This is a genomic window from Actinomadura sp. (assembly GCF_044508335.1).
Classification (GTDB): domain Bacteria; phylum Actinomycetota; class Actinomycetes; order Streptosporangiales; family Streptosporangiaceae; genus Spirillospora.
This window is the reverse complement of record NZ_JBIQHY010000009.1, coordinates 72256-91612: the sequence shown is the minus strand read 5'-3', so window position 1 is coordinate 91612 and position 19357 is coordinate 72256. Positions and strand designations below refer to the sequence as shown.

The 19357-nt window shown below is 69.1% G+C and carries 17 protein-coding genes, 1 tRNA gene and 1 pseudogene; 8 read left to right on the top strand and 11 right to left on the bottom strand.

The features are described 5' to 3' along the window. Positions 1-115 precede the first annotated feature (115 nt). From ACIWVC_RS05925 to ACIWVC_RS05915, 3 genes and pseudogenes are all read left to right on the top strand, one after another. Positions 116-607: pseudogene (locus ACIWVC_RS05925) on the top strand (zinc-binding dehydrogenase); the annotation flags it as partial. Positions 608-678: 71 nt separating this feature from the next. Further along, the gene (locus ACIWVC_RS05920; protein ID WP_396449468.1) at positions 679-2061 is read left to right on the top strand and encodes a DUF1990 family protein; all 1383 of its coding nucleotides are present in this window, start codon (positions 679-681) and stop codon (positions 2059-2061) included. Next, positions 2058-2714 (top strand): DUF1990 family protein, encoded by a 657-nt coding sequence (locus tag ACIWVC_RS05915; protein WP_396449467.1) that lies wholly within the window; start codon positions 2058-2060, stop codon positions 2712-2714. The genes ACIWVC_RS05920 and ACIWVC_RS05915 overlap by 4 nt, the downstream gene beginning before the upstream one ends. 172 nt (positions 2715-2886) lie before the next feature. Here the strand turns inward: ACIWVC_RS05915 and ACIWVC_RS05910 are convergent, their stop codons facing one another. From ACIWVC_RS05910 to ACIWVC_RS05875, 8 genes are all read right to left on the bottom strand, one after another. Next, positions 2887-3273 (bottom strand): RidA family protein, encoded by a 387-nt coding sequence (locus tag ACIWVC_RS05910; RefSeq protein ID WP_396449466.1) that lies wholly within the window; start codon positions 3271-3273, stop codon positions 2887-2889. 1 nt (position 3274) lies between these two features. Next, positions 3275-5287: a hydantoinase/oxoprolinase family protein gene (locus ACIWVC_RS05905; protein ID WP_396449465.1), complete on the bottom strand. Its 2013-nt coding sequence runs from the start codon at positions 5285-5287 to the stop codon at positions 3275-3277. A 19-nt stretch (positions 5288-5306) separates the two neighbouring features. Then, positions 5307-6974, bottom strand: coding sequence for a hydantoinase B/oxoprolinase family protein (locus ACIWVC_RS05900; RefSeq protein ID WP_396449464.1), 1668 nt, complete (start codon positions 6972-6974; stop codon positions 5307-5309). A 2-nt stretch (positions 6975-6976) separates the two neighbouring features. Then, complete coding sequence (locus tag ACIWVC_RS05895) at positions 6977-8497, bottom strand: sugar ABC transporter ATP-binding protein (protein WP_396449463.1); 1521 nt, start codon at positions 8495-8497, stop codon at positions 6977-6979. Then, positions 8490-9467, bottom strand: a complete 978-nt coding sequence (locus ACIWVC_RS05890; RefSeq protein ID WP_396449462.1) for an ABC transporter permease — start codon at positions 9465-9467, stop codon at positions 8490-8492. The genes ACIWVC_RS05895 and ACIWVC_RS05890 overlap by 8 nt, the downstream gene beginning before the upstream one ends. A 29-nt stretch (positions 9468-9496) precedes the next feature. Further along, complete coding sequence (locus ACIWVC_RS05885; RefSeq protein ID WP_396449461.1) at positions 9497-10546, bottom strand: sugar ABC transporter substrate-binding protein; 1050 nt, start codon at positions 10544-10546, stop codon at positions 9497-9499. Between the two features lie 30 nt (positions 10547-10576). Further along, positions 10577-11752, bottom strand: coding sequence for a CaiB/BaiF CoA transferase family protein (locus ACIWVC_RS05880; RefSeq protein WP_396449460.1), 1176 nt, complete (start codon positions 11750-11752; stop codon positions 10577-10579). A gap of 551 nt (positions 11753-12303) precedes the next feature. Then, the gene (locus ACIWVC_RS05875) at positions 12304-13029 is read right to left on the bottom strand and encodes a GntR family transcriptional regulator (protein ID WP_396449459.1); all 726 of its coding nucleotides are present in this window, start codon (positions 13027-13029) and stop codon (positions 12304-12306) included. A 277-nt stretch (positions 13030-13306) separates the two neighbouring features. Here ACIWVC_RS05875 and ACIWVC_RS05870 point away from each other — a divergent pair, with 277 nt between their 5' ends. The 5 genes from ACIWVC_RS05870 to ACIWVC_RS05850 all read left to right on the top strand — a co-directional run bounded on the left by ACIWVC_RS05870 (position 13307) and on the right by ACIWVC_RS05850 (position 17589). Then, the gene (locus ACIWVC_RS05870; RefSeq protein WP_396449458.1) at positions 13307-14551 is read left to right on the top strand and encodes a CaiB/BaiF CoA transferase family protein; all 1245 of its coding nucleotides are present in this window, start codon (positions 13307-13309) and stop codon (positions 14549-14551) included. Continuing rightward, positions 14551-15777: a CaiB/BaiF CoA transferase family protein gene (locus ACIWVC_RS05865; RefSeq protein WP_396449457.1), complete on the top strand. Its 1227-nt coding sequence runs from the start codon at positions 14551-14553 to the stop codon at positions 15775-15777. The genes ACIWVC_RS05870 and ACIWVC_RS05865 overlap by 1 nt, the downstream gene beginning before the upstream one ends. A 50-nt stretch (positions 15778-15827) precedes the next feature. Next, positions 15828-16805 (top strand): MBL fold metallo-hydrolase, encoded by a 978-nt coding sequence (locus ACIWVC_RS05860; RefSeq protein WP_396449456.1) that lies wholly within the window; start codon positions 15828-15830, stop codon positions 16803-16805. Between the two features lie 258 nt (positions 16806-17063). Next, a complete protein-coding gene (locus tag ACIWVC_RS05855) occupies positions 17064-17240 on the top strand; it encodes a hypothetical protein (RefSeq protein ID WP_396449455.1) in 177 nt (58 codons plus the stop codon). A gap of 97 nt (positions 17241-17337) precedes the next feature. Then, positions 17338-17589: a phospholipase D-like domain-containing protein gene (locus ACIWVC_RS05850; RefSeq protein ID WP_396449454.1), complete on the top strand. Its 252-nt coding sequence runs from the start codon at positions 17338-17340 to the stop codon at positions 17587-17589. A 9-nt stretch (positions 17590-17598) separates the two neighbouring features. Here ACIWVC_RS05850 and ACIWVC_RS05845 read toward each other — a convergent pair whose 3' ends face one another. From ACIWVC_RS05845 to ACIWVC_RS05835, 3 genes are all read right to left on the bottom strand, one after another. Next, positions 17599-18099 (bottom strand): hypothetical protein, encoded by a 501-nt coding sequence (locus ACIWVC_RS05845; protein WP_396449453.1) that lies wholly within the window; start codon positions 18097-18099, stop codon positions 17599-17601. 545 nt (positions 18100-18644) lie between these two features. After that, a tRNA-Ala gene (locus tag ACIWVC_RS05840) sits at positions 18645-18718 on the bottom strand. 47 nt (positions 18719-18765) lie between these two features. Continuing rightward, positions 18766-19293: a hypothetical protein gene (locus ACIWVC_RS05835; protein WP_396451866.1), complete on the bottom strand. Its 528-nt coding sequence runs from the start codon at positions 19291-19293 to the stop codon at positions 18766-18768. Positions 19294-19357 lie beyond the last annotated feature (64 nt).

Genomic DNA, 19357 nt, shown 5'->3' with positions numbered 1-19357 from the left:
CCGTCGGACCGGCCGGTGAGCCGCCCGGCGTCCGCGCCCTGACACTCAAGCCCGTCTACCGGCCTGGGAGCCGCCTCGCCGGGGGTCGCCGACGACGAGGCGGCCGAAGGGCTGCGCCGTCGCCGCCGAGGCCGGCCCCGGCAAGACCGTCGCGGTCGTCGGCGACGGCGCGGTCGGCCTGCTCGGCGTCCTCGCCGCCCGCGAGTTCGGCGCCTCCGACGTCATCACCGGACGCGGCGAGGAGGGCGTGGCGGCGATCAAGGAGCTGACCGGAGGGCTGGGCGCGCACTCGGTCATCGGGGCGGTCGGCACCCAGGAGGCGATGACGCAGACCGTCCGCTCCACCCGGCCCGGCGGCCACGTCGGCTACGTGGGCGTCTCCCACGGCGTCCAGATCCCGGGGAGGGAGCTGTTCTACTCCGGCGTCCACCTGCACGGCGGTCCCGCACCGGTGCGCCGCTTCCTGCCCGAACTGATCGACCTGATCTGGAACCGCGAGATCGACCCCGGCAAGGTCTTCGACCTGACCCTGCCCCTGGAGGACGCCGCCGAGGCGTGCAAGGCCATGGACGAACGCCGCGCGATCAAGGCCCTGCTGCGCCCCTGAGGCATGGTTCGCCCTGGTCATCGCGGGTACGCCGCGTCGGTGAAACGCCAGGGGCGGAATCGGGGGACGTGATGCGCATACGTTCGCGGCGCCGCCTGCGCGCGCTGCGCTGGCCCGCGGGCATGGGCCTCGCGACGTGGCGCTGGCTGCGGCGCTCCCGCGGGGTGCCGCGGCGCAGGCTGCGCACGGGGGTCCGCTCGGACGTCGAGCGGCTCCCGCGGCGCGGCGGGGACCGGCTGCAGCACGCCCGGCACGGCGTCGGCCCGCTCTACCAGCGGCGATACACGGTCAGGATCTCCGGCAGCCCGCTGAACGCCGCGCAGCTGATCGACCGCCTGGGCGACGACCTCAACGCCGCGTCGCCAGTGGAGATCGCGGTCTTCGACAAGACCTCGGGAACGTCCCGGCCCCTGGAACTCGGAGACGAGTACGTCGTCCACATGCCGGGGCCTTGGAACTGCCCGGTGCGCGTTGTGGAACGCACACCGGTGTCGTTCCGGTTCGCGACGCTCCGCGGCCATCTGGAGGCCGGGGAGATCGAGTTCCGGGCGGCCGATGCCCGGGAGGACGACCTCGTGTTCACGATCGAGTCGTGGGCGCGGAGCGGCGACCGGCTGGCGGAGGTCCTCTACGAGAGAGTGGGCATCGCCAAAGAGATGCAGCTCCACATGTGGGCGCACTTCTGCACCCGGGTCGCCGAGCTGTCCGGCGGCCGCATGGACGGCGACGTGGAGGTCCAGACCGAACGCGCGGAGGTCTCCGCCCCCGGAAGGCAACTGGTGACCCGGGCGATCACCACGGCATTCGCGCGCACCTTCGCCCTCGCGGCGCGGCTGCGCGACCGCCCCCTGCATCCCAAGGGGCTCGTATGCGACGCCACGCTCGTCCTGCACGGAACGTCCCAGCACTGGGGCGTACCTCTCCTGGACGACCACGCGGAACTGCACGGCGAAGCCCGGCTCTCCCGAGCAGTCGGCCTGCCACCGCCGCTGCCGGATTTCCTGGGCCTGGCACTGCGCTGGCACCAGGCCGGGGATGCCCCCGCGGAACTGCTGCTGGCCACGACCGGACACACCCCGCTGGGCCGCCACCTGCTGCGCCCCGCGACCCACTGGAGCCCGTCCTTCTACAGTTCCCTGCTCCCGTACAGAGCCGGTGACCGCCGCATCCTGCTGGGCGCCGTCGCGCCCGAACCCTCCATCCCGGCCGACCTGACCGCACTCGCGCACTCCATGGACGAGCCACTACGGCTGACCCTGGTAGTGGCGACCGAGTTCGGCCCCTGGGAACGATTCGGCGAACTGCAACTCCTGAAATCCGCACACAACGACAGCACGCGCTTCAACCCTGCCCGGAACCCCATCCGCGGCCTGCCTCCGGCCGGCCTGTTCCAGCAGGTGCGCGGCCCCACATACGACGCCGTCCAGCAGACCTCCGGGGAGGACGCCCAATGAGCGGCGGGACCCGCGTCCAGCACCGGATGATGCAGCAACGCGCCGCCCTGCACCGGCTCCCCCTGAACTTCGATCCGGACCAGCACGACATGAGCCGCCCGGAGAAAGGCTGGCACGTCGACGACTACCGGCAGCCATTGCCGCCCGAGCCGCCCGGCCCCCCGGTGCCCGGCGGAAGCTGGGAGATAGCTCGCGACCTGGTGAAGAACTACGCGTACGCCGACCCGGGCATCATCCGCGAGGTCTGCCGCTCGGGACCGCCCGAACCGGGCCAGGACATGCTCTTGCAGGGCCGCTTCTACGGCCTGCGCTTCTACCTGGGCCTGCGCATCGGCAGGGTCGTCGACGGATACATCGAACAGGACGGCCGCCGCGCACGAGTGTGGGGCTGGAACTACCGAACCTTGGAGGGCCACCTAGAACGAGGCCAGATGGACCAAGAGGTACGTAAATGGCTCGACACCGGCGAGGTCGAATTCCACATTCACGTCTTCTCGCAACGAGGCTCCATCCCGAACCCCATAGTCCGCCTGGGCTTCATGCTCTTCGGCCGCCTAACCCAGGTAAGGTTCTACGCCCGAGCCTGCCGCCGCATGGAAACCCTAACCAAGGAAGCCCTAACCAAAACCCCCAACAAACAGCCCCAGAAATAACCCCCTCTCCCCTGGTGAACAACCAAAGCCGGATCGAACGGAGAGGTGTTCGATGAGCGGTCATCCACCGGGACAACGACGCCTTCGCCGTCCTCATCCGGGACCACGTGGACCACGTGGTCCCGGATGAGGCGGTCCTGCGGCCGCCGACGCAGGGCGACACGCGGCGCCGTCAGCCGGTACGGCGGCCCTCCGCGTCAGCGACCGCCTCCACCTCCAGCAGAAAGTCGGTGTCGGACAGCCCGGCGACGAACACGGTCGTGCATACCGGTCGCGAGGTCAGGAACTCCGCGCGCGTGGTCAGATATCCGGGCAAGGTGTCCCTGGACACCAGGTATGTGCGCAGGACGACCAGATCGCCCAGGTCCCGGCCGGCCTTGGACAGAACCGCGGCGAGCTTGTCGAAGACGTAGCGGGTCTGGCCGACGATGTCGCCGACGCAGACCGCGCGGCCCTCGGAGTCACGCGGGACCTGACCGCTGACGAACAGCAGTCCGCCCGCGCGTACGGGCTCGGAGTGCGAGGAGCCCCACGGAGCACCGGTCATGTCCAGCCGCATCTCAACCATCCCTCCGGTCGCGCTCGAGCACCACCAGGCTCGGCGAGGCCGTCGAGGCGGTCCACCCAGGTGGCACCAGGCAGGTCGTGTCCACGTCCTCGAAAATCAGCGGCCCGGGCATGCGCCAGCCCTGGCGCAGCGTCGGCAGCGACAGCACGGGCATGTTCAGCGGCTCCCGCTCGAAGGCGACCTCGCGGTGCCCGATCTGCTCGACCTCGCCGTCTGCCGGCCAGTCGGGCAGCGTCATCTCCGGGGTGGGTCGCCGCACGAGCGCGCGCACGTTGACGACCTCGACCGGGTCCCCCAGGCGCGTGCCATAGAGGCGCTCGTGCTCCCGTTCGAAGGCCGCGACGATCTGTTCTTGGTCGAGGTCGTCCAAGCGCGGGAAGTCCAAGCCGATGAAATGGGATTGGCCCTCATAGCGGAGGTCCAGCCGACACTCGCTGAACGTCGCCTCGCTCCCGTCCGGGCCGACCGTCGCCAGTGCCCGTTCCCGAAGGTCGTCGAACAGGCGCGCAAGCCCTGGCACGCCCACCTCGTCGAGCAATGCGACGACACCGTGCGACTCCGAGGCGAGTACGTCCGCAGTGAGGAGCCCCAGCGCGGAGAAGGCCGACGCGTGCGGTGGCAGGACCACGCGGTCGATCTGGAGCGAGTCGGCCACGACGCAGCCGGCCTGGCCGCCCGCGCCGCCGAAGGCGACCAGCGTGAAATTCCTCGGGTCGATGCCCTTGTCCACGGTGATGCGGCGGATCGCGAGCGCCATGTTCTCGCACACGATCCTGTACACCGAGCGCGCCACGTCGGCCACCGTCTCCCCGAAACGGCCACGTAGCTTGGACAGCGCCTTTTCGGCCGCGTCCCGGTCCAGCCGCAGTTGCCCGCCGAGGAGCCGCTCGCCGAGAATCCCGAGGACCACCATCGCGTCGGTGACGGTCGGCTCGGTCCCGCCGCGGCCGTAGCACGCCGGACCCGGGCTTGAACCGGCGCTCTGCGGGCCGACGCGCAGCACGCCGCCGGTATCGATCCAGGCGATGGATCCCCCGCCGGCGCCGACGGACTCGACCTCGATCGAGAGCGTGCGGATCGGCACGTCCCAGCGCAGGTCGATGGTGTCGCCCAGCTCCGGACGCGCGTCCCTGACCACGGCGACGTCGCAGCTGGTCCCGCCCATGTCGAAGGTGATGAGGTCGCCGGAGATGCCGGTGCGGCACAGGTAGGACGCACCGAGGACTCCTGCGGCCGGGCCGGAGCGGGCCAGCACCGTGGGGCGTGCGAGCACGGCCTCGGCGGGCAGGACGCCGCCGCCCGAGTGCATGTACAGCAGGTCCGGGTAGTCGGTGTCGAGCGCGTTGACGTACTCGCGGATCGAAGGCTGCGAGCGGGCGTTGACGACGGTCGTGCAGGCCCGCTCGTACTCGCGGATGGCCGGGTCCACGACATGCGACAGCGACACCGGCAGCCCCGGTGCCAACCGGGCGGCTACCTCGCCGAGCAGGCGCTCGTGCACCGGATTGGTGAACGAGTGGAGCAGGCACACGGCGATGGCCTCGCAGCCGGCGTCGAGCAGCTCGCGCACGGCCCGCTCCGCCTCGGCGCGCTCGAGCGCGACCAAGACCGAGCCGTCCGCGTCCAGCCGCTCGTCGACCTCGATGCGCAGTGGTCGGGGCACGAGCGGCTCTGGCTTACGAAAGCCGACATACTGGAACGGGTTCGGACGGATCGACAGGCCGAACTCCAGGATGTCCCTGAAGCCCTTGGTGGTGATCAAACCGACGGTGGGGCTCTCCTCCTGGAGGATCAGGTTCGTGACGACGGTGGTGCCGTGCAGCAAGTGCAGGGCGCCCGCCCGGGCCTCGTCGGGAAGCCGCCCGATCAGTTCCTCGAAGCCCTCGTGCTGACGCTCGGTGGTGAGGACCTTGTCGCGGATGAACCCGTCCGGCCCGACCGCGACGAGGTCGGTGAACGTCCCCCCCACGTCCACCCCTGCCCGGGTGCTGAGGTTGTGCTTCATGTGCTGGCCCTTCCTGGTCTCAGGCGTCGTCCGCGGTGTAGCCGTGGGAGCGGTCGCGGTCGCGCAGCGACGCGGGTCGCTCGCGCGGGTCGCCGAATCCGCCGCCCCCCGCCGCGTACACGCGGTAGATCGAATCGGCCGGGACGGTGACGTCGCCGAACTTGGTGGCGCAGCGCGTGCCGAAGGCGGTCGGGAAGTCCTGCTCGCCGCCGCCGGTGTCCACGGTCAGCCGGCTGACCGCGCCGGGTTCCCCGCCCTCCAGGCCGAATGCCGGGGTCTGATTGCGGTCAATGCAGGCGGAGATGTCGGTTTCAGTAAGGACCTGGATCGCCTTGACATGGCCCATGCCGCCCCTGTACTTACCGTCGCCTCCCGAGCCCTCCCTCAGCGACCAGGAGACGATGCGGAGCGGGTAGCGCTTCTCCCAGATCTCGACCGACTCGTTGCGGCACGAGCCCATGGCATTCCACTCGACCGAGTTGCCGTCGGCGAACGCGCGGGCTCCGCAGCCGCCGCCTCCGAACGAGTACCACACGAACTCGTCGCCGTCGGCGGTCACGCCCGATCCGGTCGTGCAGTTCCCGCTGGCGTAGCTGCCCGCGGCCACGCGCTCGGGTACGGCCTCGGCAAGGGCGCGGAACACCGCCTCCGTGATGTGCGCGGTGGTGTCGGCGATCCCGACGAACAGGGGCGCCGGGTACTTCGGGTTGACGAGGCTGCCCTCCTGGGCGCGGACGTTCACACGGCTCAGGCAGCCGTGGTTGATGGGCGTCTCGGCGTCGACGACGTTGATGAGCGCCACGCTCACCGCGGCCTTGGTGCACGCGAGCGCGGCGTTGATCGGCCCGGCCGCCTGCGGAGATGTGCCGTCGAAGTCGACGGTCACGTGATCGGCGCGCTTGGTGATCGTGACCTTGATGACGTACGGCCCGCCGCCGACGCCGTCGTCGTCCATGACGTCCTCGCCGACGTAGGTGCCGTCGGGGATGCCGGCGAGCCCTTCGATGAAGCGTCGCCGGGAGTAGCCGATCGCCTCCTTGCCGGCGGCGTCGACGGTCTCCGCCCCGTAGCGGTCGACCAGGGCGCGGACGCGCCGCTCGGCGGTGATCGCCGAGGCGATCTGCGCCTGGAGGTCGTTCCAGTTGGACCGGGGCACCCTGATGTTGCGCAGCAGGAGTTCCTTGATGTCGCGGTCGACCTCTCCGCGGCGCATGATCTTGACCGCCGGGAGCAGCAGGCCCTCCTGGAGCACGTGGGTGGACTTGCCGGACCAGCCGCCCGCGGTGCTTCCGCCGACGTCGGTCCAGTGGCCCCGGTTGACCGCGTACCCCAGCAGCCGCTGGTCGTCGCTGGTGTACATCGGGCGCACCACGGCGACGTCGAACTGGTGGACACCGCCCGCGTAGGGGTCGTTGTGGAGCACGACATCCCCGGGATCAAGCCGTCCGTGCACCGCGAGGACGTTGTCGAGCACGTCCGCCATGGAGCCGACATGGATCGGTACGCCGGCCGCCTGGCAGATCATCAGGGCGTCGGCGTCGAAGAGGGCGCAGGAGAAGTCCAGCGCCTCGCTGAATGTCGTGGAGTAGGCCGAGCGCGCGGTCGTCTGCACCATCTCGTGGATCGTCGAGGAGAGATTGCCGCGGATGAGCTCGACGACGAGCGTGTCGTCCCTGCTTTCGGGCACGGTCATGTCCTTCCCGGTCGCCAGCCGTTCGCCCCCTGGTAGGAGGCGCGTGAAATCGTCGCTTCGTCAGGGTCGAGGATCTCCGCGGTCACACGGCCCTCGACCATGACCAGCACTCGGTCGCAGATCGCGGCCAGTTCGAGCGTGTCGGAGCTGGACACCAGCACGGTCCCGCCTCGCTCGGCGAAGTCCCGGATGATGTGGTGCACCTCGGCCTTGGCCGACACGTCGATGCCGGCCGTCGGTTCGTCGAGCAGCAGCAGGTCGACGCCGGCCGCGAGCCAGCGCGCGAGCACCACCTTCTGCTGGTTGCCGCCGGACAGGGTGGCCACCTGGGCCTTCGGGTCGCCCACGAAACGTATGTCGGTGAGCCAGCGGCTGGCCGCGGCGAGTTCCGCGCGCCTGCGCCCGGCCAGCCCGGGTGCTCGCCTCGGGCTGGACAGGGCGATGTTGTCGTAGCTCGACAGTGAGGGCACCAGGGCGTCGGCCCGGTCGGCGGGAATGAAGCCGATGCCGCGTGCCGCGGCCAGGCGGCAGTCGCCGGGGACCAAGGCGCCCTTGTAACGGACCTCGCCGCTTTCGCGCTCGCTCGCCCCGTACACCATCGACAGCAGTTCGCTCTGGCCCGCGCCGACGAGCCCGGTGAGCCCGACGATCTCGCCGGCGCCGACGGTGAAGCTGGTCGGCTGGACCTTGCCGCCCGCCAGCTCCCTGACCTCCAGCACGGGCTCGCGCTCCCGGCGGGCCGGACCGTCCCGCTCGGGTGGCGCCTGGCCGAGGTCCACGCCGACGTCGAACAAGTCGTCCAGCAGCCGCTCGATCGAGGCTCCGCCGCGCTCGTGGTCGGCGACGAGGCGGCCATCGCGGAAGACCACGATCCGGTCGCTCAGCTCCTGGACCTCGGCGAGACGATGCGAGATGAGAATGACCGCCGTGCCCGCGGCCGCGAGACGCCTGACGAGGTCGTGGACCCGCTCGGCCTCCCGGGGAGGCAGCGTGGCGGTCGGCTCGTCGAGGATCAGCACGGACGGGTCGGAGAAGGCCGCCGAGGCGATCAGCAGCAGGCGCTTGCCGACCGGCGACAGCGACGCGCACGACCGGCCCATGTCCAGGTCGCCGGTCAGGCCGAACGCGTCCAGCACCTCGGCGGCGTGCGCCCGCACCCTGTCCGGCCTGACGATCCCGCGCCGGGCGGTCAGCCGGCCGAGGTAGAGGTTGTCGGCCACCGACAGGTCGCCGACGAGCTGCATCGAGGTGTGCTGGTGAACGACGCGTACCCCGCCGTCCGCCGCGCGGGCCGGCGTCAACCTGCCGTCGCGCTCGCCGCCGAGGGCGACGTAACCGTCGTCAGGCTGTTCGACACCAGAGATGATCTTGACGAACGTGGACTTGCCGGCGCCGTTGGCGCCCACGATCGAGGTGACCGCTCCCTTCTCGACGGCCAGGGAGACGTCGACGAGCGCGCGTGTGCCGCCGAACGACTTGGAGACGCGCACCGCCTCCAGCGCCGGAAGGCTAGACATCGGACTTGGCCTTCCTCCCGAATGCCAGAGCGGCCAGCAGCACGAACGCGCTGACCACGTTCACGACCCACTGCGGCTGGTTCAGCAGCAGCAGGCCGGCCTGAAGGGTGTTCAGGAACAGCACGCCGACCACGCTGCCGAGCACGGTGAAGTGACCCCTGCGGCTCATCGAGACACCGAGGAAGGCGGTCACATAGGAGGGCAGCAGCAGGCCGGTGCTGGAGTTCGGGTAATAGGCACTGTTCTGCGAAGAGACCACGATCGCCGCCACCGCGACCGCGAGCCCCATGATCGCGAAGGCCGCCACGCGCACGCGGCTGGTGTTGATCCCGGCCAGCCGCGCCGCCGTCTGGTTGCCACCGACCGCGCGCACCTCGCGGCCGAGGCGGGTGAACCGGAAGACCAGGGCGATCGACGTCGCGAACACGGCGGCGATCACGATCGGGCGGGGAAGCGGGCCGACCGAGCCGCCCGAGATGTCGAGGAACGACTGCGGCAGGGCGACGATGATCGAACTCTCATGGATGGCGAGGGCCATCCCGGTGAACGCCCCGCCGAACGCGAGCGTGACCACCAGCGACGACTTCAGGCGCGATACCGCCGCGCCCACGACCGCGCCGAGGACGAGCCCGACCGCGGTCGCCAGCAGCAGCGAGCCGCTCACGCCGAGATGCCAGGACGTCATGCCGAGGATGGCCACGACGCTGACGACGTCGAGCAGCATGGTGAACGACAGGTCGAAGTCGCCGACGGCGAGCACGACGGTCAGGCCGGTGACCAGGATCAGCGCCGGGCTGCTCTGCACGAGGATCGAGCGGACATTGCTCCACGTGTCGAAGTCGCCGGGCCGCAGCAGACTGAAGATGACGACCGTGAGGACGAACACCAGCGGAAGGCCGAGGTGCCGGTACCGGCGCACCCGCTCACTGAATCCCCGCGGGACCGCGCGCACGGCCTTGTCGAGGGTCACGCCCCGCACGGTGTCCTGTTTCGAGGACATCACTTGAGGTCGAACTCCTGTTCCCATTTGGCGATCCAGGAATCGACCGTCGCCTTGGTGTACGGCCCCTGGTCGTCGGGCGGAACGTTCACCCCGGCCTTGATCACCTCGTAGTGCAGGTCCATGTCGTCCAGCGCACGGGGGTCGAACTTGGTGCCGTTCTCGAAGTGCCTGATGAGCTGGTCGAGGGCGAGCATCATCGTGGCCACGAGGTCGACCTCGGTGACCGTGTTCAGGTCGCCGGTCTTCATCTCCGGGTAGTTCGCCGCGTCGGCGAACGCGCTGTACACCTTCACGTCGGGCATGTTGAGCTTGCGCTTGGCCTTGGCCAGCGAGACGCCGGAGAAGTCGAACGGGGCGTAGGCCGCGTCGATGTCGGGGTGCGATCGCAGCAGCGCCACGGCGGCTTGGTCGGAGGACTGGAAGGCGTTGGCGATGTCGACCGGCACCGACCCGACCAACTGCATCCCGGCCTTCTTCGCCTCGTCGATGAACCCCTTCTGGCGCTGGCGGCCGACGAAGGTCTGGTTGCTGTCGATGTAGCCGAACTTCGCCCGGCGGCCCTTGAAGTCCTCGGCGAACGCCTGACCCATGAGAGCGCCGATCTTGTACTCGCTCGGCACGTAGCGCGCGGTGTAGTCGAGTTGCGACCCGCCGGCAGGCTCGACGTCGTCGCAGCACAGCAGGATCGGGATGTTCTTGGTCTTGGCGGAGCGGAACTGCGCCTGGAGGACCGAAGGGTCGTACACCAGCGTCATGATCGCGTCGACGTTCTGGTTGAGGTAGCCGTCGATGGCCTGCTGAGCCTTCTGCAGGTTGCCGCCGGGATCGGTGTACAGCGCCTTCCATCCGAGAGACTCGACGGCACGCCTGAACGCGTCGGCGAACCTCGTTTCGATGCCGCCATTGCCGACCACCGCGACGTAGGCGATCGTGCGCTGCTTACGTTCGCCGGAGTCGCCGGGGGACTGGCCGCAGGCTGTCGCGAGCAGCGCGACGACCGTGACAAGGGCGAAAAGGAGTCGTCGGGTACGGTGTGTGCTCCGCATTGCGGTCCTTCTTTCGCGTCGTGCTTGGGCTCAGGGCGTGCGAATGATCCCCTTGTCCTTGAGTCGCTGGATCTGCACGGGGGTGTAGCCGAGGCGGGTAAGGACCTCGGTCGTCGCCTCTCCGAGCGCCGGCACCGGCCCCGACGGAAGCGGCCGGCCGTCGAACCGGAAGGGGCCGAGGAGCGCCTCGGTGGTCTTGTCGCCGGCGAGATCGCACGTCACCCAGCGCTCCTCGGCGAGCAGCTGCGGGTGGGAGGCCGCCTCGTGGACCGTGCGGACATGACCCCAGGGGATGTCGGAGCGTTCGAGCAGTTCGATCAGCTCCGCGGCGTCCAGGCTCCGCGTCCACCGCTCGATCAGCGGTTCGAGCAGCTCCCGGTTCTGTAGTCGCCGCTCGGGGGTCGCGTACGCGGGGTCGGTGGCCAGTGTCGAGTCCGGCATGACCTCGCAGAGCCGTCGCCAGGCATCGGAGGTTTGGACGGCGATGTTGATGAGCTGACCGTCTCTGGTCGCGTACGGTCCGTACGGGACGATGGTCGCGTGGTGCATGCCCGCGGGCGGCGGGACGTGCTCACCGGCACGGGCGCGCAGAAGCAGCGGGGACATCCACTCGATCACGACATCGAAGATCGAGATGTCGATCCTGCGGCCGCGACCCGTGGTCTGTCGTTCGAAGAGGCCCGCCAGAATCGCCGCCAGCGCGTAGGTTCCGCCCGCCAGGTCGGCCAGTGACACGCCTGGCTTGGCCGGGCGGGCGTCGGTGCCCGTGCTCAGGGTGACGCCGGCCTCGCCCTGGATGAGCAGGTCGAACGCCTTGCGGTCGCGGTAGGGCCCGACGGGGCCGTAGCCGGTGACGGCGCAGTAGACGAGGTCGGTGAAGCGTTCCTCGGGGGCCCCGCCCAGCAGGCGCTCGACGACCCCGGGGCCGAAGTTGGTCACGAGCACGTCGGCGGTCGCCAGCAGGTCGTTCAGGACCTCGACACCCTCGTCGCTCTTGAGGTCGAGCGCGACGCTGCGCTTGCCGCGGTTGAGCCACACGAAGTAGGTGGAGTCTCCGTTGAGGAGCGTGTCGTACTCCCGGGCCAGGTCGCCGGCCGTAGGCCGCTCGATCTTGGTGACGGAGGCGCCCAGCTCAGCCAGGTGTCGCGTGCACAGGGGCACGGCGACGGCCTGCTCAAGAGCCACGACGTTAACCCCCGCCAGCATCCCCGGAGCGTGCATAGTTCCGCCTAACGATGTCACTTGCGTCAACTTTGACGTGATCTGCAAAGTCATGTTCTAGACGGAGAATCATGCATGATCCGTGGCGGCACGTCAACGGCCTGCGAAAACATGGGCAGCCGGACTCGGCCGGGACGACCTGTCACGCTCCCGAGCCCCGTTGGCGCAGCCGAGCCGAGGGGTGTGGGGCGGCGATCGGCCTCGGCCGGGGTCCATGGACCACCCGGATGCGGCGGCGACGCCGATGCGCCGGCCTTGATCTGCCGGGCACCACCCGGCCGACGTTCGCGGACACCGCACTGGGGCGTCGGCGCGGCGGTGGCGCGCACACGCGCTTGGTGACTGAATCCGGCCGCGCTCGACGGCATCGAAGCGCGTCGCCGACCACCCCGCCGCCCTCGCCCCGCCATCCGATCAGGGCCGGCGCAGCCGAATCCTCGACTCACTGACGAGCCGGCATGGACGACCGAGTGCGTGAACCAAAGACAGGAGCCGGCGCCGGTCGTCAGGTACGCACAGTGACTGTGCGCTTCTTCTCAGTCGTTGTCGATCTCGAACGGATCGGCGACGAGATCGCCGGTCATGTGCTGGGCGAGGGCCAGGAAGCTGTTCATCAGGTGCGCCTCGGTCGCTTTGGCGACCGCGTCTCCGTCGCCGGCTCGTGCGGCGTCGAGGATGGCCCGGTGCTCGTCCGTTGTCTCGTGGAGGCGTTCATCGACGACTTGCAGCACATCCCATGGGTACTGCTGCCACAGGCCCTGGATCTCCTGGAACAGGGAGTCGATGCCGGTCCGGGAGTAGAAGAGGAGATGGAACTCGCGGTTCACCCTGTTGAGAGTGATCCTGTCCGACTCGGCGACCGCCTCCACCATCTCCTCCATCAGCTTTTCCGCCTGGTCGAGGTCTCGTGGTGATACTCGCCGGACGGCGCGCCGCATGGCGTAGGACTCAAGCAGCCGACGCATGATGTAGGCCGTCTTGACCTGTTCGTAGGAGGCATCGGCGACTCGGACACCCCGATGCGGCTCCGAGACGAGTGCGCCTTCCGCCTCGAGCAGGCGCAGCGCCTCGCGCACCGGCGTGATGCTCGTGTTGAAACGCGCCGCCAACACATCCTGCTGGATACGGCTACCGCGGGCGAGGTCGCCTGCGGAGATCATCTTTCGGATCTCCTCGGCGATCACGTCACGCTTCGTGCGGCCGGTACGAGACGTCTTTGCGGCGACGTCCCTCGATGCCTTGGCGGACTCGTCTCGCGTCATGGGTCACCGTTCCTGGATGGGTTGCGGCCCGGGCTGCCAGTCTCGGTGGCCCTCCGGATCACTGCTGCCTCTCTCGAAGAGAGAGAAGAGGAGCCCACGGTAGTCCGGTCCGCGGGGAGGGGACAGCACGGCACTCTAGCCTCCAGCGGACCTGTTGACGACTTCTGGGCATCCGTCTAAGAAAAAAATATCTTCTCGCAAGTCATGTGTAAACCTTGACTATCATGTTCGATGCTGCCTAGTATCGGGCGCCTCACTCACCACGGAGGTTCCGACGATGGCGACGTCCCAGGCTCATCCGCCCAAGAACGCCGACGCTGCCCCGTCCGGAGTGCTCGAGGGGCTGCGGGTCATCGACTTCTCACGCCACATGGCCGGCCCGTACGGAACGGTGTTCCTCTCCGACTACGGCGCCGACATCGTCAAGGTCGAGTCCCTGCCGGCGGGCGACCCGACCAGATCGATGGGCACGGCCTACGTCGAAGACGTCGCCGGGCTCTTCCTCATGTGGAACCGGGGCAAGCGCAGTGTCGCCGTCGATCTGCGCTCCGAGAAGGGGCTGCGGGTGGTCCGGCGACTCGTCGCCGATGCCGATGTGCTCGTGGAGAACTACCGGCCCGGGGTCGCCGACCGCATCGGCATCGGGTGGGAGGAGATGCGCGCTCTCAATCCGCGCCTCATATACTGCTCGGTCGCCGCGTTCGGGCAGACCGGCCCGCTGCGCGACCACCCCGGCACCGACCCGGTGGTGCAGGCCGTCTCCGGAGTCATGTCCGTGACCGGGGAGGCGGACGGCGATCCGGTGCTCGTCGGAATTCCGATCGCCGACTTCACCGCCGCGATGGCCCTGGCGCAGGCCGTCCTGCTCGGTGTGATCGCCCGTGAACGGACCGGCCGCGGCCAGTACATCGACGTGCCGATGATGGGCGCACTCGCCTACGGGCTGACCACGCGACTCGCGAGCTACTGGTACGGCGGGGACGAGCCCCGCCGGAACGGCTCGGCGCACAGCGTAGTGGCGCCCTACCAGGTCTACCGGGCCGCCGACGGCGAGTTCGTCGCCGGCGCGTGGGCCGAAGACGCCTGGCCGCGGTTCTGCAAGGCCATCGAGCGCGCCGACCTGATCGACGACCCGCGCTTCGCGCGCAACGCCGACCGGATCGCTCACCTCGACGAGCTCAACGCCTTGCTGGGCGAGATCTTCGCCCGGCGCACCGTAGCCGAGTGGCAGGAGCGCTTCCATGAGGAGCGGGCGCTGTTCGGGCCCGTGCTCAGCGTCTCCGAGGTGATGGACCACCCGCAGATGCGGGCCCTCGGACTGGTACAGACTCTCGACCACCCCACCATCGGACCAATGAAGATCATCGCTTCGCCTGTGAAGATGTCGGACACCCCCGGCCGGGCGACCCTGCCGCCGCCGCTGCTCGGCCAGCACACCCGCGACGTGCTCACCGAAGTCGGGTTCTCCGCGGAAGAGATCTCCAGGCTCGCGAAGACCGGCGTGATCGTGGTGAACGACTGATGCCCACTTCGGAACCCCGGACGCCGCGCGTCGCCGACTTCAGCACCCACTACTCGGGGCCCATCGCCAGCCGGCACCTCGTCCAAGTCGGCGCCGACGTCATCAAGATCGAGGGCCCGCGGGTCGGCGACGGCAACCGCGGCCTGCCGCCGATGACGCGCTACGGCGACTCGATCAACCACCTGTACCTGAACGCCGGCGCCCGAAGCTTGACCGTCCACACGCGTTCTCCGGCATGGCCCGACGTCGTCGCCGCCGTAGCCCGGTGGGCCGACATCGTCATCGTCGGGAACCGGCCATCACTCGCCCGCAAGCGCGGTATCGACTTCGGCTCCCTGGTCCGGCACAACCCGCAACTCGTCTACACGCTCATCACCGGCTACGGCCTGGACGGTCCGCTGGCCGACTCCCCGGCGCACGGGTTGCAGATGGATCTCCTGGCGGGAGGGGTTCCGATCACCTGGAACGACGGGCAGCCGGAGATCGCGGCCGGATACCGCTCGTCCGGCACGACACTGGCCGGCATCGAGGCCGCGCTCGGCTCGCTGGCGGCACTGCACCGTCGCGACCGCGGGCTTGGCGCGCAGTTCGTTCACGTTTCGATCTGGGAGTCGGCGTTGTCCTGGCTCTGGCGAGACCTCACCACGTACGCCGCGAACGGTGAGCCGTGGACGGACTACCGGGATTTGGGCCCGCGCTACCGCACCTATGCGGGAAGCGATGACGAGGTACTGCTCGTCTGCCCCATGGAGAAGCACTTCTGGGAGCGGTTCTGCGATGTCCTTGAGCTGCCCGCTGAGTTTCGCGCCAGAGGCGATTGGTCGGGCGGATCGGATTACGGAACGAATTACGAGGGCGAATACGAGGCCATCCGCGACCGTCTTCGCACACGCCCCGCCGCCGAGTGGAACGGGCTGCTGACCGCAGCCGACGTTCCAGTCGCGCTCGTCGCCGACTGGCGGAAGACGATGACATCGGAGCACGCCGCCGTCAACGGCGTCATGACCGAGTACGAGTACCGAGGGCGAACGGTCTCCATTCCGACGACGCCGGTCTCGGTGAGTTCCGAAGTCCCGCCCGACGCCGATGACGCCGAACTCGCACGCCGGCACCGGTCGAAGGACCGCTGGATCGCGCCGCCGCCCGATCTCGGCGAGCACACCGCCCAAGTGCTCGATGAACTCGGTATCTCGCACCTGGCGTCGAAGCTCTCTCCCGGCGACTGACGATCGCTCGCCCGCACACGCAGGGGATCTTCATGTTCCAAGCTGACAGCGTGACAATCACGGTCCTGGTGGAGAACCAGGTCGACATGCTCCTGCCCGACCAAGCGAGCCCACTGGGCGGCGATACGCATTGTGTGACCCGTTACGGCCTGATCGAACACTTCGACCTCGGCCGCGTTCCTCCACAGGCCGAGAACGGCCTCAGCCTGCTGGTGGACGTGACTCGCGGCCGTCACTCGATGCGCGTGCTCTTCGACCTGGGTCTCACCGGAACCGTGCTACGACACAACATGCGATCGCTCGGCGTCGACCCCGCGTCCATCGACCACGTCGTGGTCAGTCACGGACACCCAGATCACTTCGGCGGCGTCCACGAGTTCCTCCGGCTGGCCGGTCGGCGGACACCGATCGCCACGCATCCTGACGCCGAACTCCCGCGGTACGCGCTGATGGCCGATGGCAGAGCGTCCGCGGTGTACAACCGAGAGTTCCGGTTCGAGACAGTCGAACGCTCCGGTGGCATCCCGGTTCTCAGCAGTGATTCGCTCGATCTTGGATGGGGTGTCCGCACCACTGGAGTGATCCCTCGCAGGACCGATTTCGAGGGGCCGCCGCCGTTCGTGTCCGGCGCGCCGGGACTGTACCAAGTGGGGCCCGAGGGCGACCTCCGCCGTGACGACGTGATGGACGAGATCGGCCTCATCATCGACGTCAAGAACGAGGGACTCGTCGTACTCACCGGATGTGCGCACGCCGGTGTCATCAACACCGTCAACCATGCGAAGGACCTGGTGGGCGACCGGCCTGTCCGGGCCGTCATGGGCGGGTTTCACCTCGGTTTTCCGACGACACCGGCCGAGAACGTATCGCTCACGGCAGACGCACTCGCCGAGCTCGAGGTGCAGACGATAATGCCGATGCACTGCAGTGGGCTAAGGGCGCACGCTCACATCTCCCAGACGATGAACGCGAACTATGTCCAACCGGCGGTCGGCTCCGTCCTCCATTTCGGGTCGGAGCGCCGATGACCGGGCCCGTTCCGGGCGCTCCTGGACCAGCGGTCGGCGTCCGGCGAGGACCCTGGTGCTGCGTGCTGCGTGCTGCGTGCCACCGACAGTCCGTCCCGGTCGGTGGAGGCCGCACTACTGGAATCCCGCCCGGGGTACGCGCCGAGCGGCATTGCCCGCAGGTTGGTCACCGCGTGGCGGCACTCGGGAGCGTCCGGCGAGTCCGTCGCCCTCGCACTCGAGACTGCCGGAGCGATCCGCCGAGAGTAGTCGGCACAGATGAGCACGATCGCGGTCAGCGGGCCGATGAGCGACGCCGTCCCGTTGCGGCTCACCAGTCAGGTCGCCCTCGAGGTCATCCGCGAAGCCACGAACTCCCTGCTGATCGTCAGCTTTGCCGCGCATGGCGTGACTGAGATCGTCAGCGAACTGGCCCGCACCGCCGACCGGGCGTGAACGTCGATCTCGTCCTCGACACGTCAACGGCGGACGGGGCACACTTAACGGCCCTGGCGCGGCGAAAGCCTTCCGGTCCCTGCGAGACGGGCCGGGAGTGCGTTTCTGGCACTGGCCTCGGGAACAGCGCCCCGTCCTCGGGCGGTCCCGCGCCACCCTGCACGCCAAGCTGCTCGCTGCGGACGAGAAAAGCGCACTGCTGGGCAGCGCTAACCTCACCGACCGAGCGTTAGCGGAGAACCTGGAGATCGGGGTGGTACTGCGTGAGCCTTCCGCCGTCCGAAGCCTCGTCCCCCACTTCCGAGCACTGATGCGCCCCGCCGCCGGCCCGCTCGTCTCGCTTCCCTGAAAATCCGGCTCAGGTAGCCTCGCTCGGCGTTGTGGGCTGAGCCTGTGCGTCCTGGTCCGCCCATTGGTCGCCTCGTCCCCACAGCACGATCGGCCAGTCGTCAGGCTGGCCAACGGTCATCCAGCCGAAGTGGTCGGCGTCGATGGTGTTGCCCCATGACAGGAACCCGCCGGTTTCCGGCCATGCCGCCGTGGGGTAGCTGTGCGGATGAGTTTCCCTCAGCTCTCGGTAGACATCCCCGATGTGCACCGCGCCCTTAGCCCAACTGCCACCTGCGTATCGCGGGTCCATGACCCCAGGTATTCGAGGGGTGCCTGTTCTCGCCCCTCCAGTCAGTTCCGTAGCCGCCGATCTGGAACTGCCGTACCGCTCGACCAACAGCATGAAGTCCGCGGGTAGGGGGCTGCCGAGCTCTGCGAATACGGCGTCCCAGCTTTTGGTCCCGAGGTCGGGAACGTCCGGTGGGGGAACGAGCGCTGCGAGTTCATCCAGCACGCTGAGTTCTGTCACCCGCTATGTGATACACCACCTGGCCGGGGCGCGGTAAGTGTGACGTCGTTGCGGCACTCGTGCGGGAGCCAATGGGCGAGCCGTAGGCGGAGGGGTGTGTTGGCTGCTCAAGGTCCTACAGACATTGAGGTCAAATCGCGCCGCGTCGCTTGATTTCACAACGCAGCGACCGCGCTGCTTCGAAAACGGGCCTCACTCGGGCGATGGGCGTACGGATCACGCAGTCCGCATCGGTGGCCAAGTTGCTCCGATGGCCCGGGGCGAGGGGCGCAGAGGTGTCCTCAGGTGACGATCTTGTGCACGGGTCAGCCTGCCTCACGGGTTGTGAGTGCACCACAAGGCGTGGCAGCGATGGTCCGGTGACCGCATCGCGCCGGCCGGCATCGGGTGATCTTGGTGGCGACGTGGTGGCAAATGATCAGAGGCCGGTCTGGGATTTCTCCGAAACCGGCCTTTGACCATCGGGGGTTCGGGGGTGTCCCCCCGGGTGAATACAGCGGGCCACCAGGGAAGACGCAAAGCGTCGACCAGGGTGGCCCGACTCGTGGAGCTGAGGGGATTTGAACCCCTGACCCCCTCGATGCGAACGAGGTGCGCTACCGGACTGCGCCACAGCCCCGAGGACTCCGTAAGGTTAGCAAACATCGGGGAGTGCTCGCGCACCTGTTATTCGCCGACGGCGCGGCGGTCGTCGGCGTACTGGTCGAAGACCTCGTCGGGGGTGATGAGGTCGATGACCTCGGCCGGTTCGGCGGCCTCGGCGGCGCGGCGGGCCTCCAGGGCGCGGGCGCGGGCCGCGGCGCGGGCCTTGGCGGCGGCGCGGCGGCGGGCCGCGTCCATGCCGACGGCGACGCGGAGCAGCGCCAGGTGGCCGGCCAGCAGGGCGGCCGGAGGCGGGACGACCCACCAGGGCGCGACGCCGGACGCGGCCACGGCGACGGCGGTGAGGACCAGGGCGGTCAGGCCCGCGGTGCGGCGGCGGCGCCGGGCGATGACGGCGGCCCGGGTCACCCGGCGGCGGGGCCGGGGTTCCGGGGCCTCTTCGGGAAGCGTTTCCTCCGCCTCGTCCTCGTCGGGACGCTTGTGGAGGAGGCGGGAGATACCGGTCGTCTCGGTGTCGCGGCGCAGCCACATCGGCACGAGGACGATCGCCCAGACGGCGACGATGGCGAGATAGAGGACTGCGCTGCTCACCGGCCCCACCGTCCCAGGGCACGCTTAACAGGCGGGCCGACTTTCGGCGCGCGAACGTGCAATG